Origin of the sequence: Pseudomonas sp. 91RF, from assembly GCF_003576265.1 — a bacterium.
Taxonomy (GTDB): domain Bacteria; phylum Pseudomonadota; class Gammaproteobacteria; order Pseudomonadales; family Pseudomonadaceae; genus Aquipseudomonas; species Aquipseudomonas kribbensis.
Window position 1 is genome coordinate 25,530 of record NZ_QWFC01000052.1, and the last position, 20,101, is coordinate 45,630.

General features: G+C 60.9%; 15 protein-coding genes. 14 read left to right on the forward strand and 1 reads right to left on the reverse strand.

From position 1 onward, the window contains the following. Nucleotides 1-245: 245 nt before the first annotated feature. Nucleotides 246-1,370 carry a polysaccharide deacetylase family protein gene (locus DXT77_RS28095; RefSeq protein WP_119429972.1) on the reverse strand — a complete coding sequence of 375 codons (1,125 nt, stop codon included), beginning with the start codon at nucleotides 1,368-1,370 and terminating at the stop codon, nucleotides 246-248. A gap of 139 nt (nucleotides 1,371-1,509) precedes the next feature. On the opposite strand from DXT77_RS28095, the gene yaaA reads away from it, so the two are divergent. From yaaA to DXT77_RS28165, 14 genes are all read left to right on the forward strand, one after another. Further along, nucleotides 1,510-2,289 (forward strand): peroxide stress protein YaaA, encoded by a 780-nt coding sequence (yaaA, locus tag DXT77_RS28100; RefSeq protein WP_119429973.1) that lies wholly within the window; start codon nucleotides 1,510-1,512, stop codon nucleotides 2,287-2,289. Between the two features lie 810 nt (nucleotides 2,290-3,099). Next, nucleotides 3,100-4,416, forward strand: a complete 1,317-nt coding sequence (locus DXT77_RS28105) for a nucleotide sugar dehydrogenase (RefSeq protein WP_085711697.1) — start codon at nucleotides 3,100-3,102, stop codon at nucleotides 4,414-4,416. Nucleotides 4,417-4,499: 83 nt separating this feature from the next. Continuing rightward, nucleotides 4,500-5,981, forward strand: coding sequence for a mannuronan synthase (gene alg8 / locus DXT77_RS28110; protein WP_162803455.1), 1,482 nt, complete (start codon nucleotides 4,500-4,502; stop codon nucleotides 5,979-5,981). A gap of 35 nt (nucleotides 5,982-6,016) precedes the next feature. Then, nucleotides 6,017-7,186, forward strand: a complete 1,170-nt coding sequence (locus DXT77_RS28115) for an alginate biosynthesis protein Alg44 (RefSeq protein ID WP_119429974.1) — start codon at nucleotides 6,017-6,019, stop codon at nucleotides 7,184-7,186. A 9-nt stretch (nucleotides 7,187-7,195) separates the two neighbouring features. Then, nucleotides 7,196-8,704, forward strand: a complete 1,509-nt coding sequence (gene algK, locus DXT77_RS28120) for an alginate biosynthesis TPR repeat lipoprotein AlgK (RefSeq protein WP_305955979.1) — start codon at nucleotides 7,196-7,198, stop codon at nucleotides 8,702-8,704. After that, nucleotides 8,701-10,182 (forward strand): alginate export family protein, encoded by a 1,482-nt coding sequence (locus DXT77_RS28125; RefSeq protein WP_119429976.1) that lies wholly within the window; start codon nucleotides 8,701-8,703, stop codon nucleotides 10,180-10,182. Before algK ends, DXT77_RS28125 begins: the two co-directional genes overlap by 4 nt. Before the next feature lie 26 nt (nucleotides 10,183-10,208). Beyond that, entirely contained in the window at nucleotides 10,209-11,795 is a 1,587-nt protein-coding gene (gene algG / locus DXT77_RS28130; RefSeq protein WP_119429977.1) for a mannuronan 5-epimerase AlgG, read from the forward strand. Between the two features lie 10 nt (nucleotides 11,796-11,805). Further along, nucleotides 11,806-13,257, forward strand: coding sequence for an alginate O-acetyltransferase (locus tag DXT77_RS28135; protein WP_119429978.1), 1,452 nt, complete (start codon nucleotides 11,806-11,808; stop codon nucleotides 13,255-13,257). A gap of 8 nt (nucleotides 13,258-13,265) precedes the next feature. Then, on the forward strand, nucleotides 13,266-14,390 hold the full coding sequence (locus DXT77_RS28140) for a mannuronate-specific alginate lyase (protein WP_119429979.1): 1,125 nt from the start codon (nucleotides 13,266-13,268) through the stop codon (nucleotides 14,388-14,390). A gap of 87 nt (nucleotides 14,391-14,477) precedes the next feature. Next, complete coding sequence (locus tag DXT77_RS28145; RefSeq protein ID WP_119429980.1) at nucleotides 14,478-16,043, forward strand: MBOAT family protein; 1,566 nt, start codon at nucleotides 14,478-14,480, stop codon at nucleotides 16,041-16,043. A 10-nt stretch (nucleotides 16,044-16,053) separates the two neighbouring features. After that, on the forward strand, nucleotides 16,054-17,229 hold the full coding sequence (locus DXT77_RS28150; protein ID WP_119429981.1) for an alginate O-acetyltransferase: 1,176 nt from the start codon (nucleotides 16,054-16,056) through the stop codon (nucleotides 17,227-17,229). Nucleotides 17,230-17,243: 14 nt separating this feature from the next. Further along, a complete protein-coding gene (locus tag DXT77_RS28155) occupies nucleotides 17,244-17,900 on the forward strand; it encodes an alginate O-acetyltransferase AlgF (protein WP_114881477.1) in 657 nt (218 codons plus the stop codon). A gap of 148 nt (nucleotides 17,901-18,048) precedes the next feature. Then, nucleotides 18,049-19,500, forward strand: coding sequence for a mannose-1-phosphate guanylyltransferase/mannose-6-phosphate isomerase (locus DXT77_RS28160; RefSeq protein WP_119429982.1), 1,452 nt, complete (start codon nucleotides 18,049-18,051; stop codon nucleotides 19,498-19,500). Nucleotides 19,501-19,636: 136 nt separating this feature from the next. Further along, entirely contained in the window at nucleotides 19,637-20,101 is a 465-nt protein-coding gene (locus tag DXT77_RS28165) for a multidrug transporter (RefSeq protein WP_096819139.1), read from the forward strand.

Genomic DNA, 20,101 nt, shown 5'->3' on the forward strand with positions numbered 1-20,101 from the left:
GAATTGCACACAAAATGGGTCTTGGAAGACGCCACCTGTGTTGCAGGTTTCGGCGGTCTGACTTCGTAATACTCCAAAACCCGTGACAGAAAAAAGCACTTTGACGCTTTTTTGAAGTTTATTTTGCAAAGTGACGAAAAGCCCTTGGCGGACCGCCCTGCCCCCGTTAGAGTCGGAAGTCCGCCTGCATCGAATTTTGTAAAAAATTCACCCCAAACCCAATGTTTCCGGGCTCTTGCCGTTTTTCAGCGAAATGCGTCCTGACAGTCTTCCCAGCCGATGCCGCTTTGCGCGGTCTGCGTGATCAGCCACGGCAACGCGGTCTTCACCGCATCCTGCTTCATGTTGAAATTGATCACTCCGTGCCGCCACAACAGCATCAGGGTCAGCACCCGCTGCGCGCCGGGATTGCCCTTGAGCTTGCCGGCGCCGTCCTGGGCATCGATGTCCCACAGCGCCACTTGCAGGCCCTGATTGCGCAAGAAACTGCCGGCATCACTGCGGCGCTGCCCCTCCGGTGGACGGAACAGCGGTACGTAGTTTTCCGGTAGCTTGCTCTTCACTAGATCGCTGCTGCGGCGCACCGACTCCTGCCAGTCCTGCCAGTGGCTGTGGGAGCGGAATTCCCAGCCCTGTACGCCCACGCAGAGTTTCGAGAATTCCGCCTGCAGGTTGTTCACCGAGCGATCCGCCAGCCGCGCCTGCACATCCTTGCCCAGCAAAAAGAAGGTGCCGCTCAGACTGGATTTGCGCAGGTAGTCGGCGATCCAGTCGGTGTTGTCCGGCTGCAGGTTGGCGGCGCTGTCGAAACTCAACAGGAACAAGCGGTCATGCATGTCGTCGCCGTTGCGCTCGTAGTCACCGAAATGATCGACTTCACTGGTGGTCTGCGGCGACAGCGCCGCCTTGCGCAGCAGTTCATCCAGATACTGCTGATGGAAAATCCGGCTCGGCTCGGCCCACTTCGTGTAATAGCTTTCCTCGCTGACCACGAACTTGGCCGCCTGCTCGCGCAGGGTTGGCAGGTCTTCGACCAGGAAGCAGAAGGAAGCGTCCTGATCGCAGCTCTGCTGGGCATAGTTGTAACTGGTCAGCAAACGCTGCCACAGACGCTCGCGCAGGCTGTTGATCGCCTCCAGATTGACCGTGCGCAGCCCCAGACGCTGGGCCAGCGCGGCCTCATCCAATGCTTCACTGCCCAGCAGGCCCCGGGCGAACATCAAGACTTCCGCCCGGGAAGCGACGTCGAACAGGGTCGGGTTGTCGAGTTTCTCCGGCCAGGTGCTGCGATCGAGCGTGGCAATATCGCCCGGCGCCGCAACGGCCCCGAAGCTCAACAGCCACACGGTGAACAAAAGAACAATGCGCAAAGGAGTGTCTCCATAACAAAACCCGCGCGGCACTATAGCCGATCCGGCTGGCGAACCGCCGATCACCTATGGACCTGATAGCTGGAGTCATCCGCCCCAACCCCCTAGAATCGCCCCCACGATTAAAGGAGACGACTTCATGCTGATGGTGATTTCCCCCGCCAAGACCCTCGATTACGAAACACCGCCGGCGACCCAGCGCTTCACCCAGCCGCAATACCTCGACCATTCTCAGGAGCTGATCCAGCAGTTGCGCGAACTGAGCCCGGCGCAGATCAGCGAATTGATGCATGTCTCCGACAAGATCGGCGGCCTCAATGCTGCACGCTTCGGCAGCTGGACACCGGCGTTCACCCCGGCCAACGCCAAACAGGCACTGCTGGCCTTCAAGGGTGACGTCTACACCGGGCTCGACGCCCAGAGCTTCAGCGAAGCCGATTTCGATTACGCGCAACAGCACCTGCGCATGCTCTCCGGCCTTTACGGCCTGCTACGCCCGCTCGACCTGATGCAGCCGTATCGGCTGGAAATGGGCACCAAACTGGCCAATGCCCGGGGCAAGGACTTGTATGCGTTCTGGGGCACGCGCATCAGCGAATGGCTGAACGAAGCGCTGGCCGATCAGGGCGATGACGTGCTGCTGAATTTGGCCTCCAACGAGTATTTCTCGGCGGTCAAGCGTACGGCCCTGAACGCGCGGATCATCAACACCGAGTTCAAGGACCTGAAGAACGGCCAGTACAAGATCATCAGCTTCTACGCCAAAAAGGCCCGAGGTCTGATGAGCCGCTTCGTGATCCAGGAACGCATCAACGATCCGGCGGCCCTCAAACAGTTCGATGTGCAGGGCTATCGCTACAGCGCCGAGCAATCAAAACCGGACAATCTGGTGTTTCTGCGCGATCACGCACCCGAATAAAGCATGCCCATTGCACGACTCTTTATATAAAGAGTCGTGCACCTCGCACGACGTCAAAAAAACCTCTCTTCTTTTCGCCGATTTCTTGGCGCCATAAAAACATCACCCCCATTTCTATCTTTTCTTTCACTCGACAGTTGTCATTTTTTTCAGTAGTGGCACCTGAAATTTTTCCGGGTAGTGGCACAAAACCATCTAACGCGATTATCTGCCTATTAATAAAGGGCGAAATGGAAAGTGCTATCAATATGAGAGCAGTGCCATCTTTCTCAATATTTCAAAAAATTTCAGATTTCGCGATGAGCGGACAGGAACTATGTCCAAATGCATAGCTCATACCACCGGTAACGATTCTCGCCGAACATGTACGAGATAACTTACGCAGAGATCGAAACCATGTAACCAAGTTGTCACAGCAACTTGCCTGAATGGATAACAACTCTGGACAACTAGCGAAGGACAGGAGATACGCACCATCAATATCCCCTACAAGGCCAAGGCCGCGCCCTTATAAACGTGCTCGCCTGAGCACCCAACCGCCCGATCTACAGGCCTGCGCCTGACATCGGGCGCGCAATACGAGATTGCACAAGAGTCCTCTTGCCAGAGGATCCGCTGCATAACAGGGCATGTCACAACAATAAGGCCTGGTTGCGCACATCTTGAGTGCACTTATTTAGACACTCGAAACTTAGTATGCCTGCACACGGCATTGTGACGCCTGCAAGTCACACTTTCGAGTGCACTAAGACCGCTGAACACCATTAACTCCGGCCCTCTAACGGCCTGATATATACAGAGGTAATTGCGATGCGCATCAGCATATTTGGTTTGGGTTACGTCGGCGCAGTCTGTGCCGGTTGCCTGTCTGCACGGGGCCATGACGTGGTTGGCGTCGATGTTGCCAAAGACAAGATCGACATGATCAACGCTGGCAAATCCCCCATTGTCGAACCGGGCCTGGGCGAGTTGCTGGCGCAAGGGATCGAGACCGGTCGTCTGCGCGGTACGACCAACTTCGCCGAGGCGATTCGCGACACCGACCTGTCGATGATCTGCGTCGGCACGCCAAGCAAGAAGAACGGCGACCTGGAACTGAACTACATCGAAGCGGTGTGCCGCGAGATCGGTTTTGTCCTGCGTGAAAAATCCACCCGTCACACCATCGTCGTGCGCAGCACCGTGCTGCCGGGCACCGTCGCCAATGTAGTGATCCCGATTCTCGAAGACTGCTCCGGCAAGAAGGCCGGCGTCGATTTCGGCGTGGCGGTCAACCCTGAGTTCCTGCGTGAATCCACCGCAATCGCCGACTACGACCTGCCACCGATGACCGTCATCGGCGAGTTCGACAAGGCCTCGGGCGACGTTCTGCAATCGCTGTACGAAGAACTCGACGCACCGATCATCCGCAAGGACATCGCCGTCGCCGAGATGATCAAGTACACCTGCAACGTCTGGCACGCGACCAAAGTGACCTTCGCCAACGAGATCGGCAACATCGCCAAAGCGGTGGGCGTCGATGGCCGTGAAGTGATGGACGTGGTCTGCCAGGACAAGACCCTCAACCTGTCCCAGTACTACATGCGTCCGGGCTTCGCCTTCGGCGGCTCGTGCCTGCCAAAGGACGTACGCGCCCTGACCTACCGCGCCGGCTCCCTGGACGTGGAAGCGCCGCTGCTCAACTCGCTGATGCGCAGCAACGAATCGCAAGTGCAGAACGCCTTCGACATCGTTGAGAGCCACGACAAGCGCAAAGTCGCCTTGCTCGGCCTGAGCTTCAAGGCCGGCACCGACGACCTGCGCGAAAGCCCGCTGGTGGAACTGGCCGAGATGCTGATCGGCAAGGGTTACGACTTGAGCATCTACGACAGCAACGTCCAGTACGCCCGTGTCCACGGCGCGAACAAGGATTACATCGAGTCGAAAATCCCTCATGTGTCGTCCCTGCTCAATGCGGATTTCGACTCGGTGATCGACAACTCCGACGTGATCATCCTCGGCAACCGCGACGAGAAGTTCCGCTCCCTGGCTCAACAGGCACCGCACGGCAAACAGGTCATCGACCTGGTCGGTTTCATGGCCAAGGCCACCGATGCCGGCACCCGCACCGAAGGGATCTGCTGGTAACGCAGCAGCAAGCCTCGAGCTTCAAGCCGCACGCCGTGAATCGGCGGGCGGCCTGAAGCCCCCATCACCTTCGGATGACGGTCATGTCCAAGCTCAAACATTTTTTTCTGCAATCCGCCGGCTGGCTTTTGTTTCTGAGCCTGCTGATGGGCCTGGCCCTGATGCTGCCCGAGTCCACGTTCGACTCCGAGTCGAAGGACTTCATTTTCCTGATTGGCGCCGTGGGTATCTGGCGCTACTCGATGGGTGCCACGCACTTTGTGCGCGGCATGATCTTTCTCTACATCGTCTACCCGCACCTGCGCCGCAAGGTTCGCAAGCTGGGCAAGGCGGCGGACCCGTCTCATGTGTTTCTGATGGTCACCAGTTTTCGCATCGACGCGTTGACCACCGCGCAGGTCTACAGCTCGGTGATCCGCGAAGCCATCGACTGCGAGCTGCCGACCACCGTGGTCTGCTCCATCGTCGAAATGTCCGATGAACTGCTGGTCAAGGCACTGTGGGCGCGGATGAATCCGCCGGACCGGGTCAAGCTCGACTTCGTGCGCATTCCCGGCACCGGCAAACGCGACGGCCTGGCCTACGGCTTCCGTGCGATCTCCCGTCACCTGCCGGACGACCGTGCCGTGGTGGCCGTGATCGACGGCGACACCGTGCTTGCCGAAGGCGTGGTGCGCAAGACCGTGCCGTGGTTCCAGATGTTCGGCAACGTCGGCGGCCTGACCACCAACGAATTCTGCGAAGTGCGCGGCGGCTACATCATGAGCGAGTGGCACAAGCTGCGTTTCGCCCAGCGCCACATCAACATGTGCTCGATGGCCCTGTCCAAGCGCGTGCTGACCATGACCGGCCGCATGTCGGTGTTCCGTGCCTCCGTGGTCACCAACCCGGACTTCATCGCCGACGTCGAAAGCGACTCGCTGCAACACTGGCGTCTGGGCCGTTTCAAGTTCCTGACCGGTGACGACAAGTCCAGTTGGTTCAGCCTGATGCGTCTGGGTTACGACACTTTCTACGTGCCGGACGCGGCGATCAACACCGTTGAACACCCGCCGGAAAAGAGCTTCATCAAGGCCAGTCGCAAACTGATGTTCCGCTGGTACGGCAACAACCTGCGGCAGAACTCGCGAGCCCTTGGCCTGGGTGTGAAACGCCTCGGCGCCTTCACCTCGGTGGTGCTGTTCGACCAGCGCGTGTCGATGTGGACCTCGCTGCTGGGCCTGACCGTGGCGATCATCGCCAGCTTCAAATACGGCGGTGCGTTCATCCTCGCCTACCTGCTGTGGATCGGCATCACCCGCCTGATTCTGACGCTGCTGCTGTCGTGCTCCGGTCACCGCATCGGCCCGGCCTACCCGGTGATTCTCTATTACAACCAGATCGTCGGCGCGCTGGTGAAGATCTACGTGTTCTTCCGCCTCGACCAACAATCCTGGACCCGCCAGCCCACTTCCCTGACCCGTGATCTCGCCAGCTTTCAACGTTGGTTCAACACCTGGTCGTCTCGGACCATGACCTTCTCCGCCGGCAGCATTTTCGTCGCCGTGCTGCTGATGATGGTCTGACCTGCCCCTCTTGAATTAACAAGGAAATCGCCCCCATGAATACCGCCGTCAATGTCAACGTAGTGCATGAATCCGAAGCCCAGCGCCAGCACGCCCGGGTGAAAATCCCGGCCAAGCTGCGGTTCTTCGGCCCCGACCGCACACCGGTCGAAGCACGGGTCATCGACCTGTCCGCCGGTGGTCTGGCGTTCAACGCCGGGCAACTGCCGCTGACCGTCGGCCAGGTGTACAAGGCGCGCCTGCAATTCGTCATCGACAACCTCGGCATCGCCATGGACGTTGAACTGCAAGTGCGTTCCTACGACCGCCAGACCGGCCGTGCCGGTTGCCAGTTCCAGAACCTCGAACCGCAGGACATTTCCACCCTGCGCCACCTGATCACTTCGCACCTGGCCGGCGACATCGTCAGCATCGGCGAAGTGCTGGCGACCCTGCAGCGCGACAACTTCACCAAGGCACGCAAGACCAAGGACAGCGGCCACGGCATGACCCCGTTCGGGCGTCTGAAAGCCGTGACCTTCAGCGCCGGTATCTTCGCGATCGGTCTTGTGGCGGCGGGGTTCGTTTTCAAATCGGTGTACAGCATGTACTTCGTCAGCCATGCCCAGGCCGGTCTGGTCAGCGTGCCGGGCATGAACATCACCATGCCCCGCGACGGCACCGTGCAAAGCCTGGTGAAGTCCGACGGCGTTGCTGCCAAGGGTGCGCCGCTGGCGACGTTCAGCACCAGCATGCTCGACGTGCTCAAGGGCCATCTGGATGAAGATCAACTGCAACCGGCCAAGGTTGAAGAACTGTTCGGCAAGCAGATGACCGGGACCCTCACCTCGCCGTGCGATTGCACCGTGGCCCAGCAACTGGTGGCTGACGGTCAGTACGCGAGCAAGGGCGACGTGATCTTCACCCTGGTACCGCGCAACACCCAGGCCACCGTCGATGCACGCTTCTCCTATCGCCAGTTCGGCGACGTGCGTCCGGGTACTCCGGTGAGCTTCCAGATCGCCGGCGAAGACAAGACCCGCACCGGCAAGATCATCAGCAGCACCAGCCTGAAAAGCGCCGATCTCTCCTCCGACATCCGCGTGCAGATCCAGCCTGACGAGCCGCTGGACAGCACCTTCGCCGGCCGCCCGGTGGAGGTGAACAGCGACCGTGGCCCGAACCTGAACTGGCTGATCGACAAAGCCATGGCTGCCGGTCTTTAAGTCGAGGACATGCCTGTGACCATTCCACCTACTCTGAAAACTCCGCAAACCCTGTGGGAGCGAGCCTGCTCGCGATGGGATCTACGCGGTTTGTCTGATGTACCGAGTTGCCCGCATCGCCAGCAGGCTGGCTCCCACATGGGATTGGTGGTGTGCTCGCTGGCGCTGGCAGTCAGTCTGGCCGGTTGCGCCGGCCTGCCCGACCAGCGTCTGGCCAACGAAGCGCTGAAGCGCGGCGACACCGCGACCGCCGCGCAGAACTACCGTGCGCTGGCCGACCTGGGTTACAGCGAAGCTCAGGTGGGTCTGGCCGACATCCAGGTCGACAGCCGCGACCCTGCGCAGATCAAACAGGCCGAGGCGACCTATCGCGCAGCGGCCGATGTGTCGCCGCGTGCCCAGGCCCGACTCGGTCGCTTGCTGGTGGCCAAGCCCGGCTCCACCGAAGCCGAGCATCAGGAAGCCGAAACCCTGCTGAAGAAGGCCGCTGCCAACGGCGAAGGAAATACGTTGATCCCACTGGCGATGCTCTACCTGCAATACCCGCACAGTTTCCCGAACATCAACGCCCAGCAGCAGATCGACCAGTGGCGCAAATCCGGTTACCCGGAAGCCGGCCTGGCACAGGTGCTGCTGTATCGCACCCAGGGCACTTACGACCAGCATCTGGATGACGTGGAAAAGATCTGCAAGGCCGCGCTGCACACCACCGACATCTGCTACGTCGAACTGGCCACGGTCTATCAGAAACGTGCCCAGCCGGACCGGCAAGCCGAGCTGATCAAGCAACTGCAGGCCGGTTACAGCCGTGGCAGCGTCACGGCCCAGCGCGTGGACTCCGTTGCCCGTGTACTCGCCGATTCGACCCTCGGCAAGACCGACGAAAAAACCGCGCAATCGCTGCTCGAACCGATCGCACCGGGCTACCCGGCATCCTGGGTGACGCTGGCGCAACTGCTCTACGACTTCCCGGAACTGGGCGACGTCGACCAGATGATGAAGTACCTGGACAACGGCCGCGCCGCCGACCAGCCCCGCGCCGAACTGTTGCTGGGCAAGCTCTACTACGAAGGCAAACTGGTGCCGGCCGACGCGAAAGTCGCCGAGGAACATTTCCAGAAAGCCGTCGGCCGCGAAGTCGCCGCCGACTACTACCTCGGCCAGATCTACCGCCGTGGCTACCTGGGCAAGGTCTATCCGCAGAAGGCTCTCGACCACCTGTTGACCGCTGCGCGCAACGGCCAGAACAGCGCCGACTTCGCCATCGCCCAACTGTTTTCCCAAGGCAAGGGCACCCAGCCAGACCCACTCAATGCCTACGTGTTCAGCCAATTGGCCAAGGCCCAGAACACGCCGCAAGCCGATGAACTGGCGACCACCCTCGCGGCGCAATTGCCCCCCGAGCGCCTGGCCGAAGCCCAGCGCCTGTTGCAACAGGAACAGGCCAGCCGTGGCGCCCTGAATCAGAACACGCTGCAACTGCACGCCCTGCAAGAAGACGGCGAGGAAAAATTATGACGTTGAATCCATTCGTGAAGGCCGGCATTGGCCTTACGTTCGCGCTGATCTGGTCTTGCCCGACACTGGCCGCGATCACTGAAACCAAGAACTTCGGCCTCGAAGTGAAAATCACTGGCCAGTCCGAAGACGACCGCGATCTCGGCACCGCGCCCGGCGGCGACGTCAACGGCGTCGGCCTCGACCTGCGTCCGTGGATCTACGGCGAAAGCGGCGCGTGGAGTGCCTATGCCATGGGCCAGGCCGTGACCTCGACCGACATCATCGAGACCGACACCCTGCAACAGTCCGACGGTGCCGAAACCACCGACAGCGGTGATCGCAAGACCAAGAAGAACTACCTGGCGATGCGCGAATTCTGGGTAGGCTACAGCGGCCTGACGCCCTACCCCGGCGAGATTCTCAAGTTCGGTCGCCAGCGCCTGCGCAACGACGACGGCCAGTGGCGCGACACCAACATCGAAGCGCTGAACTGGACCTTCGACACCACCCTGCTGCGCGCCAACGCCGGTGTCGCCGAACGCTTCAGCGAATACCGCACCGACCTGAAAGAGCTGGCACCGAAAGACAAGGATCGCCTGCACGCCTACGCCGATGCGGCGTATCAGTGGACACCGGGCAACTGGGTCGGCATTCGCGGCCATCACACCCACGATAACGGCAAACTCGATTACGCCGAACCGGGCGTGCCCCGCGACACCCTCGACAAAACCCAGAACGGCGATATCAGCTGGCTCGGCCTGACCGCCGACAGCGACGCCTACAACTGGCGCAACACCAACACCGTCAACTACTGGGGCAGCATCACCGGCATGAGCGGCGACCGCGATACGGTCAACCCGCTGAACGCCGACGGAACCCGCCCGGCACAGGCCAAGCGCAGCGAAGACATCAACGGCTGGGCCACCGACATCGGCGTGCGCCTGCGCCTCGATCCGCAATGGCAGGTCGGTGCGGCCTATGCCCGCGCCAGCGCCGATTACCAACAGAACGGTCTGGAGAGCAACCGCTCGAACTACACCGGTACTCACTCGCGGGTACACCGCTTCGGCGAGGCTTTCCGTGGCGAAATGAACAACATGCAGACCGCCACTTTGTTCGGTTCCTGGATGCTCAACGACCAGTACGACGCCAGCCTGATCTACCACAAATTCTGGCGCGTGGACGGCAACAAACCGGTGGGCAGCAACGGCATCAATGCGGTGGAAAACAACACCGACGACGTGACCGGCGCAATCCTCTCCAGCACCTCGCTGCCATTGCAGGACGGCAACAAGGATCTGGGCCAGGAAATGGATCTGGTGGTCACCAAGTACTTCAAGCAAGGCCTGCTGCCGGCGGCGTTGAGCCAGTCGATCGACGAGCCTTCGGCGCTGGTGCGTTTCCGTGGCGGCGTGTTCAAGCCGGGTGACGCCTATGGCAGCCAGGTCGATTCGTACATGCACCGCGCGTTCATCGACGTGATCTGGCGCTTCTGATGCAAACCGCGAAGGGAGTGCCCGACATGAACAACCCAAGGAAAGGCTCGCTCAGCCTGCTGGCCGGCGCAATGCTGCTGGCCTCGACTGGCGCCTTCGCCACGGTCGAACCGGCGGCCCCTCAGCCAGGCAAGCCGGTCACCATCGCCAAGGAGCTGCAACAGGCCAAGACCTACACCGTCAGCAGCGCGCCGACCGAGGCGCTGGAACTGGCCAAGCCGAAACTGCCCGACCTCTCCGGCTTCACCGCCGAAGCCGCTGCCGCGAAAATCGTGCGCAGCAAACCGGGCAAGATCAGCGTGCGCCGGATGATGCAGGAAGACGCCCTGAAGGACTTCATCGGCGGCGACAACAAGATGGCCGAATGGGTGGTGCGTCAGCACGGCATCCCGCAAGCGATCTTCGTCGACGACGGTTACATGAACCTGAAGGAGCTGGCGCAGAAACTGCCCAAGCAGTACTTCAGCGAAACCTCGCCGGGCGTGTACCTGGCCAAGTTGCCAATCGTCGTGGGCCGCAAAGGCATCCTCGAAATCGACGGCCAGACCCAGGAATTGCGCCTGTCCCAGGAGGCCGGTTCGTTCCTGGTCAACGACGGCCAGTTGTTCGTGCGTGACACCAAAGTCACCGGCTGGCGCGAGAAGGACAACGGCCCGGCGACTTTCCGTTCGCCGAAGGAATTCCGCCCGTTCCTGCTGGCCTGGGGCGGCACCGAGACCTACATCGTCAACAGCAAGATGGCCAGCTTCGGCTACGCCAACAGTAAGTCCTACGGCGTGAGTATTTCCCAGTACACGCCGAACATGGCCAAGGTGCTCAAGCGTCCCGAGCCGACCGGCTGGATCGTCGGTTCCGAGTTCTCGGACATGTGGTACGGCTTCTACTGCTACGAGACCCGCGACTTCGTGGTCAAGGGCAACACCTACAAGGACAACATCGTCTACGGCATCGACCCCCACGACCGTTCCCACGGTCTGATCATTGCCGAGAACACCGTCCACGGGACGAAGAAGAAGCACGGGATCATCATTTCCCGTGAGGTGAACGACAGCTTCATCTTCAACAACAAGAGTTTCGACAACCACCTCTCGGGGCTGGTGATCGACCGTAACAGCGTGAACAACATCGTCGCCTACAACGAGATCTACAAGAACCACACTGACGGCATCACGCTTTACGAGTCCGCCGACAACCTGCTGTGGGGCAACAAGGTCATCAGCAACAAGCGCCACGGCATCCGCATTCGTAACAGCGTGAACATCCGCCTCTACGAAAACATCGCCATGGCCAACGGCCTGACCGGCGTCTACGGCCACATCAAGGACCTGACCGACACCGACCGCGACATCAAGCTCGACCCGTTCGACGCCCAGGTTTCGCTGATCGTGGTCGGCGGCGAACTGGCGGCCAACGGCAGCGGCCCGATGGCCATCGACTCGCCACTGAGCGTCGAGCTGTACCGCGTGTCGATGCTGGCGCCGACCAAATCCAGCGGCATCAGCTTCAACGGCGTCCTGGGTGACCGCCAGGATGAAATTCTCGACCTGCTGGTGCGCCAGCAGAAAGCCGTGCTGATCGACCCCGTCGAACGCCAGACCGAACTGCAGGACTGAGGATAATTTTATGCACCCACACCTGATCAAATTACTCAGCCTGTCGGCCCTGACCGTGGGCATTCTGGCGGCCAGCAACGGCGCCCGCGCGGATGAGGTCCAGCCACCGAAATTCACCGCCGAACCCTGCTGCAGCCTGTGCCCCGCCGCTCATGACGCGAAGAACTACACCACGCGTTATCAGCAGAACTTCACCACGCTGGTACAGGCCCAGGGCGACTGGCTGTTCCGGACCCAGGAAGACCTGCGCACCGAGTTCAACACCACCCCGGCCGGCTACAAACGCCTGCAACAGCTGCATGATGCATTCAAGGCCAAGGGCGTCGAACTGGTGATCGTCTATCAACCGACCCGTGGCCTCGTGAACCGCAACAAGCTCAACCCGGCGGAAAAAGCCGCGTTCGATTACGAGAAAGCGCTGGGCAACTACAAGACCATGCTCGGCCGTTTCGCGCAGATGGGTTACGTGGTGCCGGACCTGTCGCCGCTGACCAACGAATCGCTGCCGGACACCCTGCCCGCCCACGACTTCTATTTCCGTGGCGACCAGCACTGGACACCGTACGGTGCGCAGCGCACGGCGAAAATCGTCGCCGAGAAGGTCAAGCAGATCCCGGCCTTTGCCGACATTCCCAAGCGTGAATTCGAGACCAAACGCTCCGGCCGCATGGGCAAGACCGGCACCCTGCACAACATGGCCGGGCAGCTGTGCGGCACCAGTTACGCGATCCAGTACATGGACCAGTTCACCACCGAACCGAAAGGCGAAGCCGGTGACGGCGACCTGTTCGGCGATTCCGGTAATCCGCAGATCACCTTGGTCGGTACTTCCCACAGCGGCAAGAACTACAACTTCGCCGGTTTCCTCGAAGAAGCCATCGGCGCCGACATCCTCAACGTCGCCTTCCCCGGCGGCGGACTGGAAGGTTCGATGTTGCAGTACCTGGGCAGCGACGAATTCCAGAAGACGCCGCCGAAAATCCTCATCTGGGAATTCTCGCCGCTGTACCGCCTCGACCAGGAAACCATCTATCGCCAGATGATGGCGTTGCTGGATAACGGTTGCGAAGGCAAAGACACGCAAATGTCCGCCAGCACCACGCTCAAGCCCGGCGGCAAACAGGAACTGCTGGTCAACAGCAAGAACCTGAACCTGCAGAACAGCGGCCATCAGGTCGACATCCGCTTCGCCGACCCCTCGGTGAAAAAACTGCAAGCCACCCTCTGGTACATGAACGGTCGCCACGAGGACATCAAGATCGAGAAACCGGAAACCTCCGACACCGACGGTCGTTTCGCCTTTGAGTTGCGCACGGACGAAGACTGGGCCTCGCAGAACCTGCTGGCGGTCGAAGTCCAGGGCCCGGATGCGGGCACCGCGCCACAGAAAGTCGAAGCGAAAATCTGCAAACGCAACGTATTCCCGGGTGCTGGGCAACAAACCGCTCAGGTCGGGCAATGAGGTCTGCCATGCGAAACCGAACGATCAAACACCTGCTTGCGCCTACTCTGCTGACCCTGGCGATGTTCGCCGGGTCCACTCAGGCCGCCGCGCCACTGCGTCCGCCCCAGGGCTACTTCGCCGCTGTGGATAAATTCAAGACCGGCGACAAGAGCGAAGGCTGCGACGCGATGCCGGCGCCCTACACCGGGCCGCTGCAATTTCGCAGTAAATACGAAGGCTCGGACAAGGCCCGCGCCACGCTGAACGTGCAGTCGGAAAAAGCCTTCCGCGATACCACCAAAGACATCACCACGCTGGAGCGCGGCACCGCCAAGCGGGTGATGCAGTTCATGCGCGACGGTCGCCCGGAACAGCTCGATTGCACGCTGAACTGGCTGGCTACTTGGGCTCGGGCGGATGCATTGATGTCCAAGGACTTCAACCACACCGGCAAGTCGATGCGCAAATGGGCGCTGGGCAGCATGGCCTCCTCGTACATTCGCCTGAAATTCTCCGACTCCCATCCGCTGGCCCAGCACCAGCAGGAAGCGCAGTTGATCGAAGCCTGGTTCAGCAAGATGGCCGATCAGGTGGTCAGCGACTGGGACAACCTGCCGCTGGAAAAAACCAACAACCACTCCTACTGGGCAGCGTGGTCGGTGATGGCGACGTCCATCGCCACCAACCGCCGCGACCTGTTCGATTGGGCGGTCAAGGAATACAAGGTCGGCGTCAATCAGATCGACGCCGACGGCTACCTGCCGAACGAACTCAAGCGCCAGCAACGCGCCCTCGCCTATCACAACTACGCCCTGCCGCCGCTGGCGATGATCGCCAGTTTCGCCCAGGTCAACGGTGTCGATCTGCGTCAGGAAAACAACGGCGCGCTGAAACGTCTGGGTGACCGGGTGCTGGCCGGGGTGAAAGATCCCGGGGACTTCGAGAAGAAGAACGGCAAGGAACAGGACATGACCGACCTGAAAGAGGACATGAAATTCGCCTGGCTCGAGCCGTTCTGCAGCCTCTACACCTGTTCGCCGGATGTGCTGGAGAAGAAGCACGGGATGCAGCCGTTCAAGACGTTCCGCCTCGGTGGCGACCTGACCAAGGTCTACGACCCGTCCCACGAGAAAGGCAACAAGGGCAGTTAGTCGCAGATCGTTTCACCCCTCCAATTCCACGGGGGGTTTGGGGGGGCTTTGGCCCTTGACTGTTGGTTCAAACATGGAGAGATCGGGATGGTATTTTCATCCAACGTGTTCCTGTTTCTGTTCTTGCCGATCTTTCTCGGCTTGTACTACCTGAGCGGGCAACGCTATCGCAACCTGCTGCTGCTGATCGCCAGCTACGTGTTCTATGCGTGGTGGCGGGTGGACTTCCTGGCGCTGTTCGCCGGCGTCACCCTGTGGAACTACTGGATCGGCCTCAAAGTCGGCGCCGCCGGCGTGCGCACCAGACCGGCCCAGCGCTGGCTGCTGCTCGGCGTGGCGGTGGACCTGTGCATCCTCGGCTACTTCAAGTACGCCAACTTCGGCGTCGACAGCATCAACGCGATGATGACGTCGGTCGGTCTGGAACCGTTCATCCTGACCCACGTGCTGTTGCCGATCGGCATCTCGTTCTACATCTTCGAGTCGATCAGCTACATCATCGACGTCTATCGCGGCGACACCCCGGCGACCCGCAACCTGATCGACTTCGCGGCGTTCGTGGCGATCTTCCCGCACCTGATCGCCGGCCCGGTCCTGCGTTTCCGTGACCTGGCGGACCAGTTCAACAACCGCACCCACACCCTCGACAAGTTCTCCGAGGGCTGCACACGGTTCATGCAGGGTTTCATCAAAAAGGTGTTCATCGCCGACACCCTGGCCGTGGTCGCCGACCATTGCTTCGCCCTGCAAAACCCGACCACGGGCGATGCCTGGCTCGGTGCGCTGGCCTACACCGCGCAGCTGTATTTCGACTTCTCCGGTTACAGCGACATGGCCATCGGCCTGGGTCTGATGATGGGTTTCCGCTTCATGGAAAACTTCAAGCAGCCGTACATCAGCCAGTCGATCACCGAGTTCTGGCGCCGCTGGCACATCAGCCTGTCGACCTGGCTGCGCGACTACCTCTACATCACCCTCGGCGGCAACCGCAAAGGCACGCTGATGACCTATCGCAACCTGTTCCTGACCATGCTCCTCGGTGGTCTGTGGCACGGCGCGAACATCACCTACATCGTCTGGGGTGCCTGGCACGGCATGTGGCTGGCGATCGAGAAAATGCTCGGCCTCAACACCTCGCCGCGCAGCCTCAACCCGATCCGCTGGGCGCTGACCTTCCTGCTGGTGGTCATGGGCTGGGTGATCTTCCGCGCCGAAAACCTGCACGTCGCCGGTCGCATGTACGGCGCGATGTTCAGCTTCGGCGACTGGTCGCTGTCGGAGCTCAACCAGGCCAGCCTCACCGGTCTGCAAGTCGCGACTCTGGTGGTCGCTTACGTGACCCTGGCGTTCTTCGGCCTGCGTGATCTGTACACCAGCAAACCTCCGGTCAAGACCAAACCTGCGGTCAACATCGAGAGCGACGGCCCTGCCGGCGCGCAACCGGGCCTGATCAAGGCTGCCCCTGGCGAAAACCCGGCGAGCATCCACGAACCTGGCTACACCGTCGGCGTCGACGCCCAGGTGCAACCGGCGTACTGGACGGCGGACTGGTCGCGCTACGTGATGCGCGGGCTGATCCTGCTGCTGTTCATCGCCTCGATTCTCAAACTCTCGGCGCAAAGCTTCTCGCCGTTCCTTTACTTCCAGTTCTGAGGGATCTGACATGACCCGCTCATTACGCATCTTCTACATCGCGCTGTTTCTGGTGACCCTGCTGGTGCTCGGTCTGTGGTCGGTGCGCAGCTTCTTCGGCTTCAGCACCAACGCCGACGCGACGGTGCTCAACGGCCGCTGGACCAAAGCCGTGGAAACCCACTACGACGATGAATTCCCGATCAAGCGCCTGGGCACCAACCTCTGGGCCGCGCTGGATTTCAAACTATTCAACGAAGGTCGTCCGGGCGTGGTGCTCGGTCGCGATCAGTGGTTGTACAGCGATGAGGAATTCAACCCGATCGTCAACGAAGAGCTGAACCTGCAAGGCAACTACGCGCTGGTCGAAGGCGTGCGCCAGACCCTGAAAGAGAAAGGCGTGAAACTGGTGATGGCGATCGTCCCGGCCAAGGTTCGCCTGTACCCGGAACACCTGGGTGAAGTGAAACCGGCGAGCATCCACGCCAACCTCTATCAGGACTTCCACGCCCGTGTCGCGGCCGACAAGATCCTCGCCCCCGACCTGCTCGGCCCGCTGCAAAAAGCCAAGCAGAACGGTCAGCAAGTGTTCCTGCGCACCGACACCCACTGGACCCCGGAAGGCGCGGAAATCGCTGCCAACACCCTGGCCAGGACCATCGCCGACAAGTTCCCGCTCAGCGGCGAGCCGCAGCGCTTCGTCACCACTCCGGCGGAGAAAGTCACGCACAAGGGCGACCTGCGTCTGTTCCTGCCGCTGGATCCGCTGTTCGAAAATCTGATGCCGGCCAAAGAGCCGCTGCAAAAGCGCAACACCGTGGCCGCCACCGAGCCGCCTGCCGGTGACGACGCGCTGTTCGCCAACAGCGAAGTGCCGGTCGCGCTGATCGGTACCAGCTACAGCGCCAATCCCAACTGGAACTTCGTCGGTGCGCTCAAGCAAGCGCTGCACAGCGACGTCGTCAATTACGCAGAAGACGGCCACGGCCCGATCCTGCCGATGCTCAGCTACCTGAAAAGCGATGACTTCAAGAACAGCCCGCCACAGGTGCTGATCTGGGAGTTTCCTGAACGATATCTGCCTGTGAACAACGAAATCGGCGACGCCGACCCGCAGTGGGTCGCAGAGCTTAAACAAGCCGGCGCGCGCCAACAAAACGTAGCGGTAAACACTAAATCCGAGACGCCCGATCGGGCGCAAAACTGAAAGAGAGGTACACCATGACTTTCACTACAACTCCTCGTCGTCTCGCCAAACGCATTGCTCTGGTCGCTGGCCTCAGCGTGCTTTCGGTCCAGGCCTTTGCCGGTGGTGACGCCGCGCTGTACGGCCCGACCGCACCGAAAGGCTCGACCTTCGTGCGGGTCTACAACGCCAGCAACGCCGAAGTGAGCGCCACCGTCGGCAGCACCAATCTGAGCGACGTCGCGCCGCTGGCCAGCAGCGACTTCAGCTTCATGCCGGGCGGTGACTACAGCGCCAAGATCGGCAGCCAGACCCTGCCGGTAAAACTCGCCGGTGACCACTACTACACCCTGGTCAACAACGCCTCCGGCGCGCCGCAACTGATCGAAGAACCGCCGTTCAAGAACAAGCAGAAATCCCTGGTCCGCGTGCAGAACCTCAGCGACAAGCCGCTGACCCTGAAGACCGCCGACGGCAAGACCGACGTGGTGCCGAACGTGGCCGCCAAGGGCCGTGGCGAGCGTGAAATCAACCCGGTGAAAGTCAGCCTCGCGCTGTACGAGGGCGACAAGAAAGTCGGCGACGTGAAACCGGTTGCCCTGGAACGCGGTGAGGCAGCCGTGCTGTACGTCACTGGCAACGGCAGCAACCTGTCGCCAGTCTGGGTGAAGCGCCCGGTGTCGACTCGCTAAGCACTTTTTGAACTGATCCGGCTCTCTGTGGGAGCCGGCCTGCCGGCGATGCAGGCAACTCGGTTTTTCTGATGTACCGAGGTGATGCAATCGCTAGCGGGCTAGCTCCCACAAAGGCCTACACAATCGATTTTATGGAGTAAACAATATGATTCCGGTGATCTTGTCAGGTGGTAGCGGTTCACGTCTTTGGCCGCTTTCGCGCAAGCAGTTTCCCAAGCAGTTCCTCGCCCTGACCGGCGAACACACACTGTTCCAGCAAACCCTCGAGCGTCTGGTGTTCGAAGGCATGGACACCCCGATCGTGGTCTGCAACAAGGATCACCGCTTCATCGTCAACGAGCAGTTGGCCAACCGCAATCTGGAATGCCAGCGCATCCTGATGGAACCGTTCGGCCGCAACACTGCACCGGCCGTGGCGCTGACCGCGATGATGCTGGTCAATGAAGGTCGCGACGAACTGATGCTGGTGCTGCCGGCCGACCACGTTCTCGAAGACCAGAAAGCCCTGCAACGTGCGCTGGCCCTGGCCACCGTCGCTGCCGAAAACGGCGAGATGGTGCTGTTCGGCGTGCCGGCCACCAAACCGGAAACCGGTTACGGCTACATCAAATCCACCGGCGACTCACTGTTGCCGGAAGGCGTCAGCCGCGTCTCACACTTCGTGGAAAAACCCGACGTCAAACGCGCCACCGAGTATGTCGAATCCGGCGGTTACTACTGGAACAGCGGCATGTTCCTGTTCCGCGCCAGCCGCTTCCTCGAAGAGCTGAAAAAGCACGATCCGGACATCTACGACACCTGCCTGCTGACCCTGGAGCGCAGCACTCAGGACCCGGACACCATCACCTTCGACGAAGCCACCTTCGCCTGCTGCCCGGACAACTCCATCGACTATTCCGTGATGGAAAAAACCCAGCGCGCCTGCGTAGTGCCGCTGACCGCCGGCTGGAGTGATGTCGGCTGCTGGTCGTCGCTGTGGGAAGTCAACGAGAAGGACGCCAACGGCAACGTCAGCAAGGGCGACGTGGTGATCCAGGACAGCAAGAACTGCATGATCCACGGCAACGGCAAACTGGTGTCGGTGATCGGTCTGGAAAACATCGTGGTGGTCGAAACCAAGGACGCCATGATGATCGCCCACAAGGACAAGGTCCAGGGCGTCAAGCAGATGGTCAACACCCTCAACGAGCAGGGTCGCAGCGAAACCCAGAACCACTGCGAGGTCTATCGTCCGTGGGGCTCCTACGACTCGGTGGACATGGGCGGGCGCTTCCAGGTCAAGCACATCTCGGTCAAGCCGGGCGCGTGCCTGTCGCTACAGATGCACCACCACCGCGCCGAACACTGGATCGTGGTCAGCGGCACCGCCGAAGTGACCTGCGATGAAAACGTGTTCCTGCTCTGCGAGAACCAGTCGACCTACATCCCGATCGCCTCGGTGCATCGCTTGCGCAACCCGGGCAAGATCCCGCTGGAAATCATCGAAGTGCAGTCGGGCTCGTACCTGGGCGAAGACGACATTGAGCGCTTCGAGGATATCTACGGTCGCTCCACCCCGATCGAACGCGGCGTGTCGGTGAAAACCATCGCGCAGTGATTGCCCCGCAATAAAAAGCCCCCGTCCAGTCCGCTGCGTCCCCTATCCGCAGCGGGTTGGGCGGGGGCTTTTTTTTTCGCCAACCTCGTCCAGGCTTAGGTAGGATGAACCTTCCCTGCCCACGAGGTTTCGCGACATGTTCATCGGCGTCTTGCTGGTCATTACCTGGCTGATCCTGCTGTTGCGCTATCCGGCCAAGGCCTTGCCGGTGTCGATGGCTGCCGCTGTCGGCCTCGGGCTGGTGGCGATGTGGGTGGTGTGGCTGGACAACCGCGAGATCAAGCAACTGGCGCGGCTCGAGTTGCGCATCACCTATGCGCCTGAGCAGTGCCCGGCGGATCGCCCGTTGCAACTGAAGATGAACAACGGCAACGACGTGCCGCTGACCGAACTGCGCTGGCGCATTGCGGCGTACGCGCCGGGCGACACGGTGAATCTGGCCGACAATCAATACGCCGCCCCGCGCTATCGCGGCCCCGGCGAACTGCAGGCCGGCGGCAATTGGGAAGACTGCTTGCCGATGCCACCGCTGCGTCCCGGCTATCGCCCGCAAACCCTGGAGTTTCGCGCCGAGCGATTGCAGGGTAGTTTCTCCGACTGA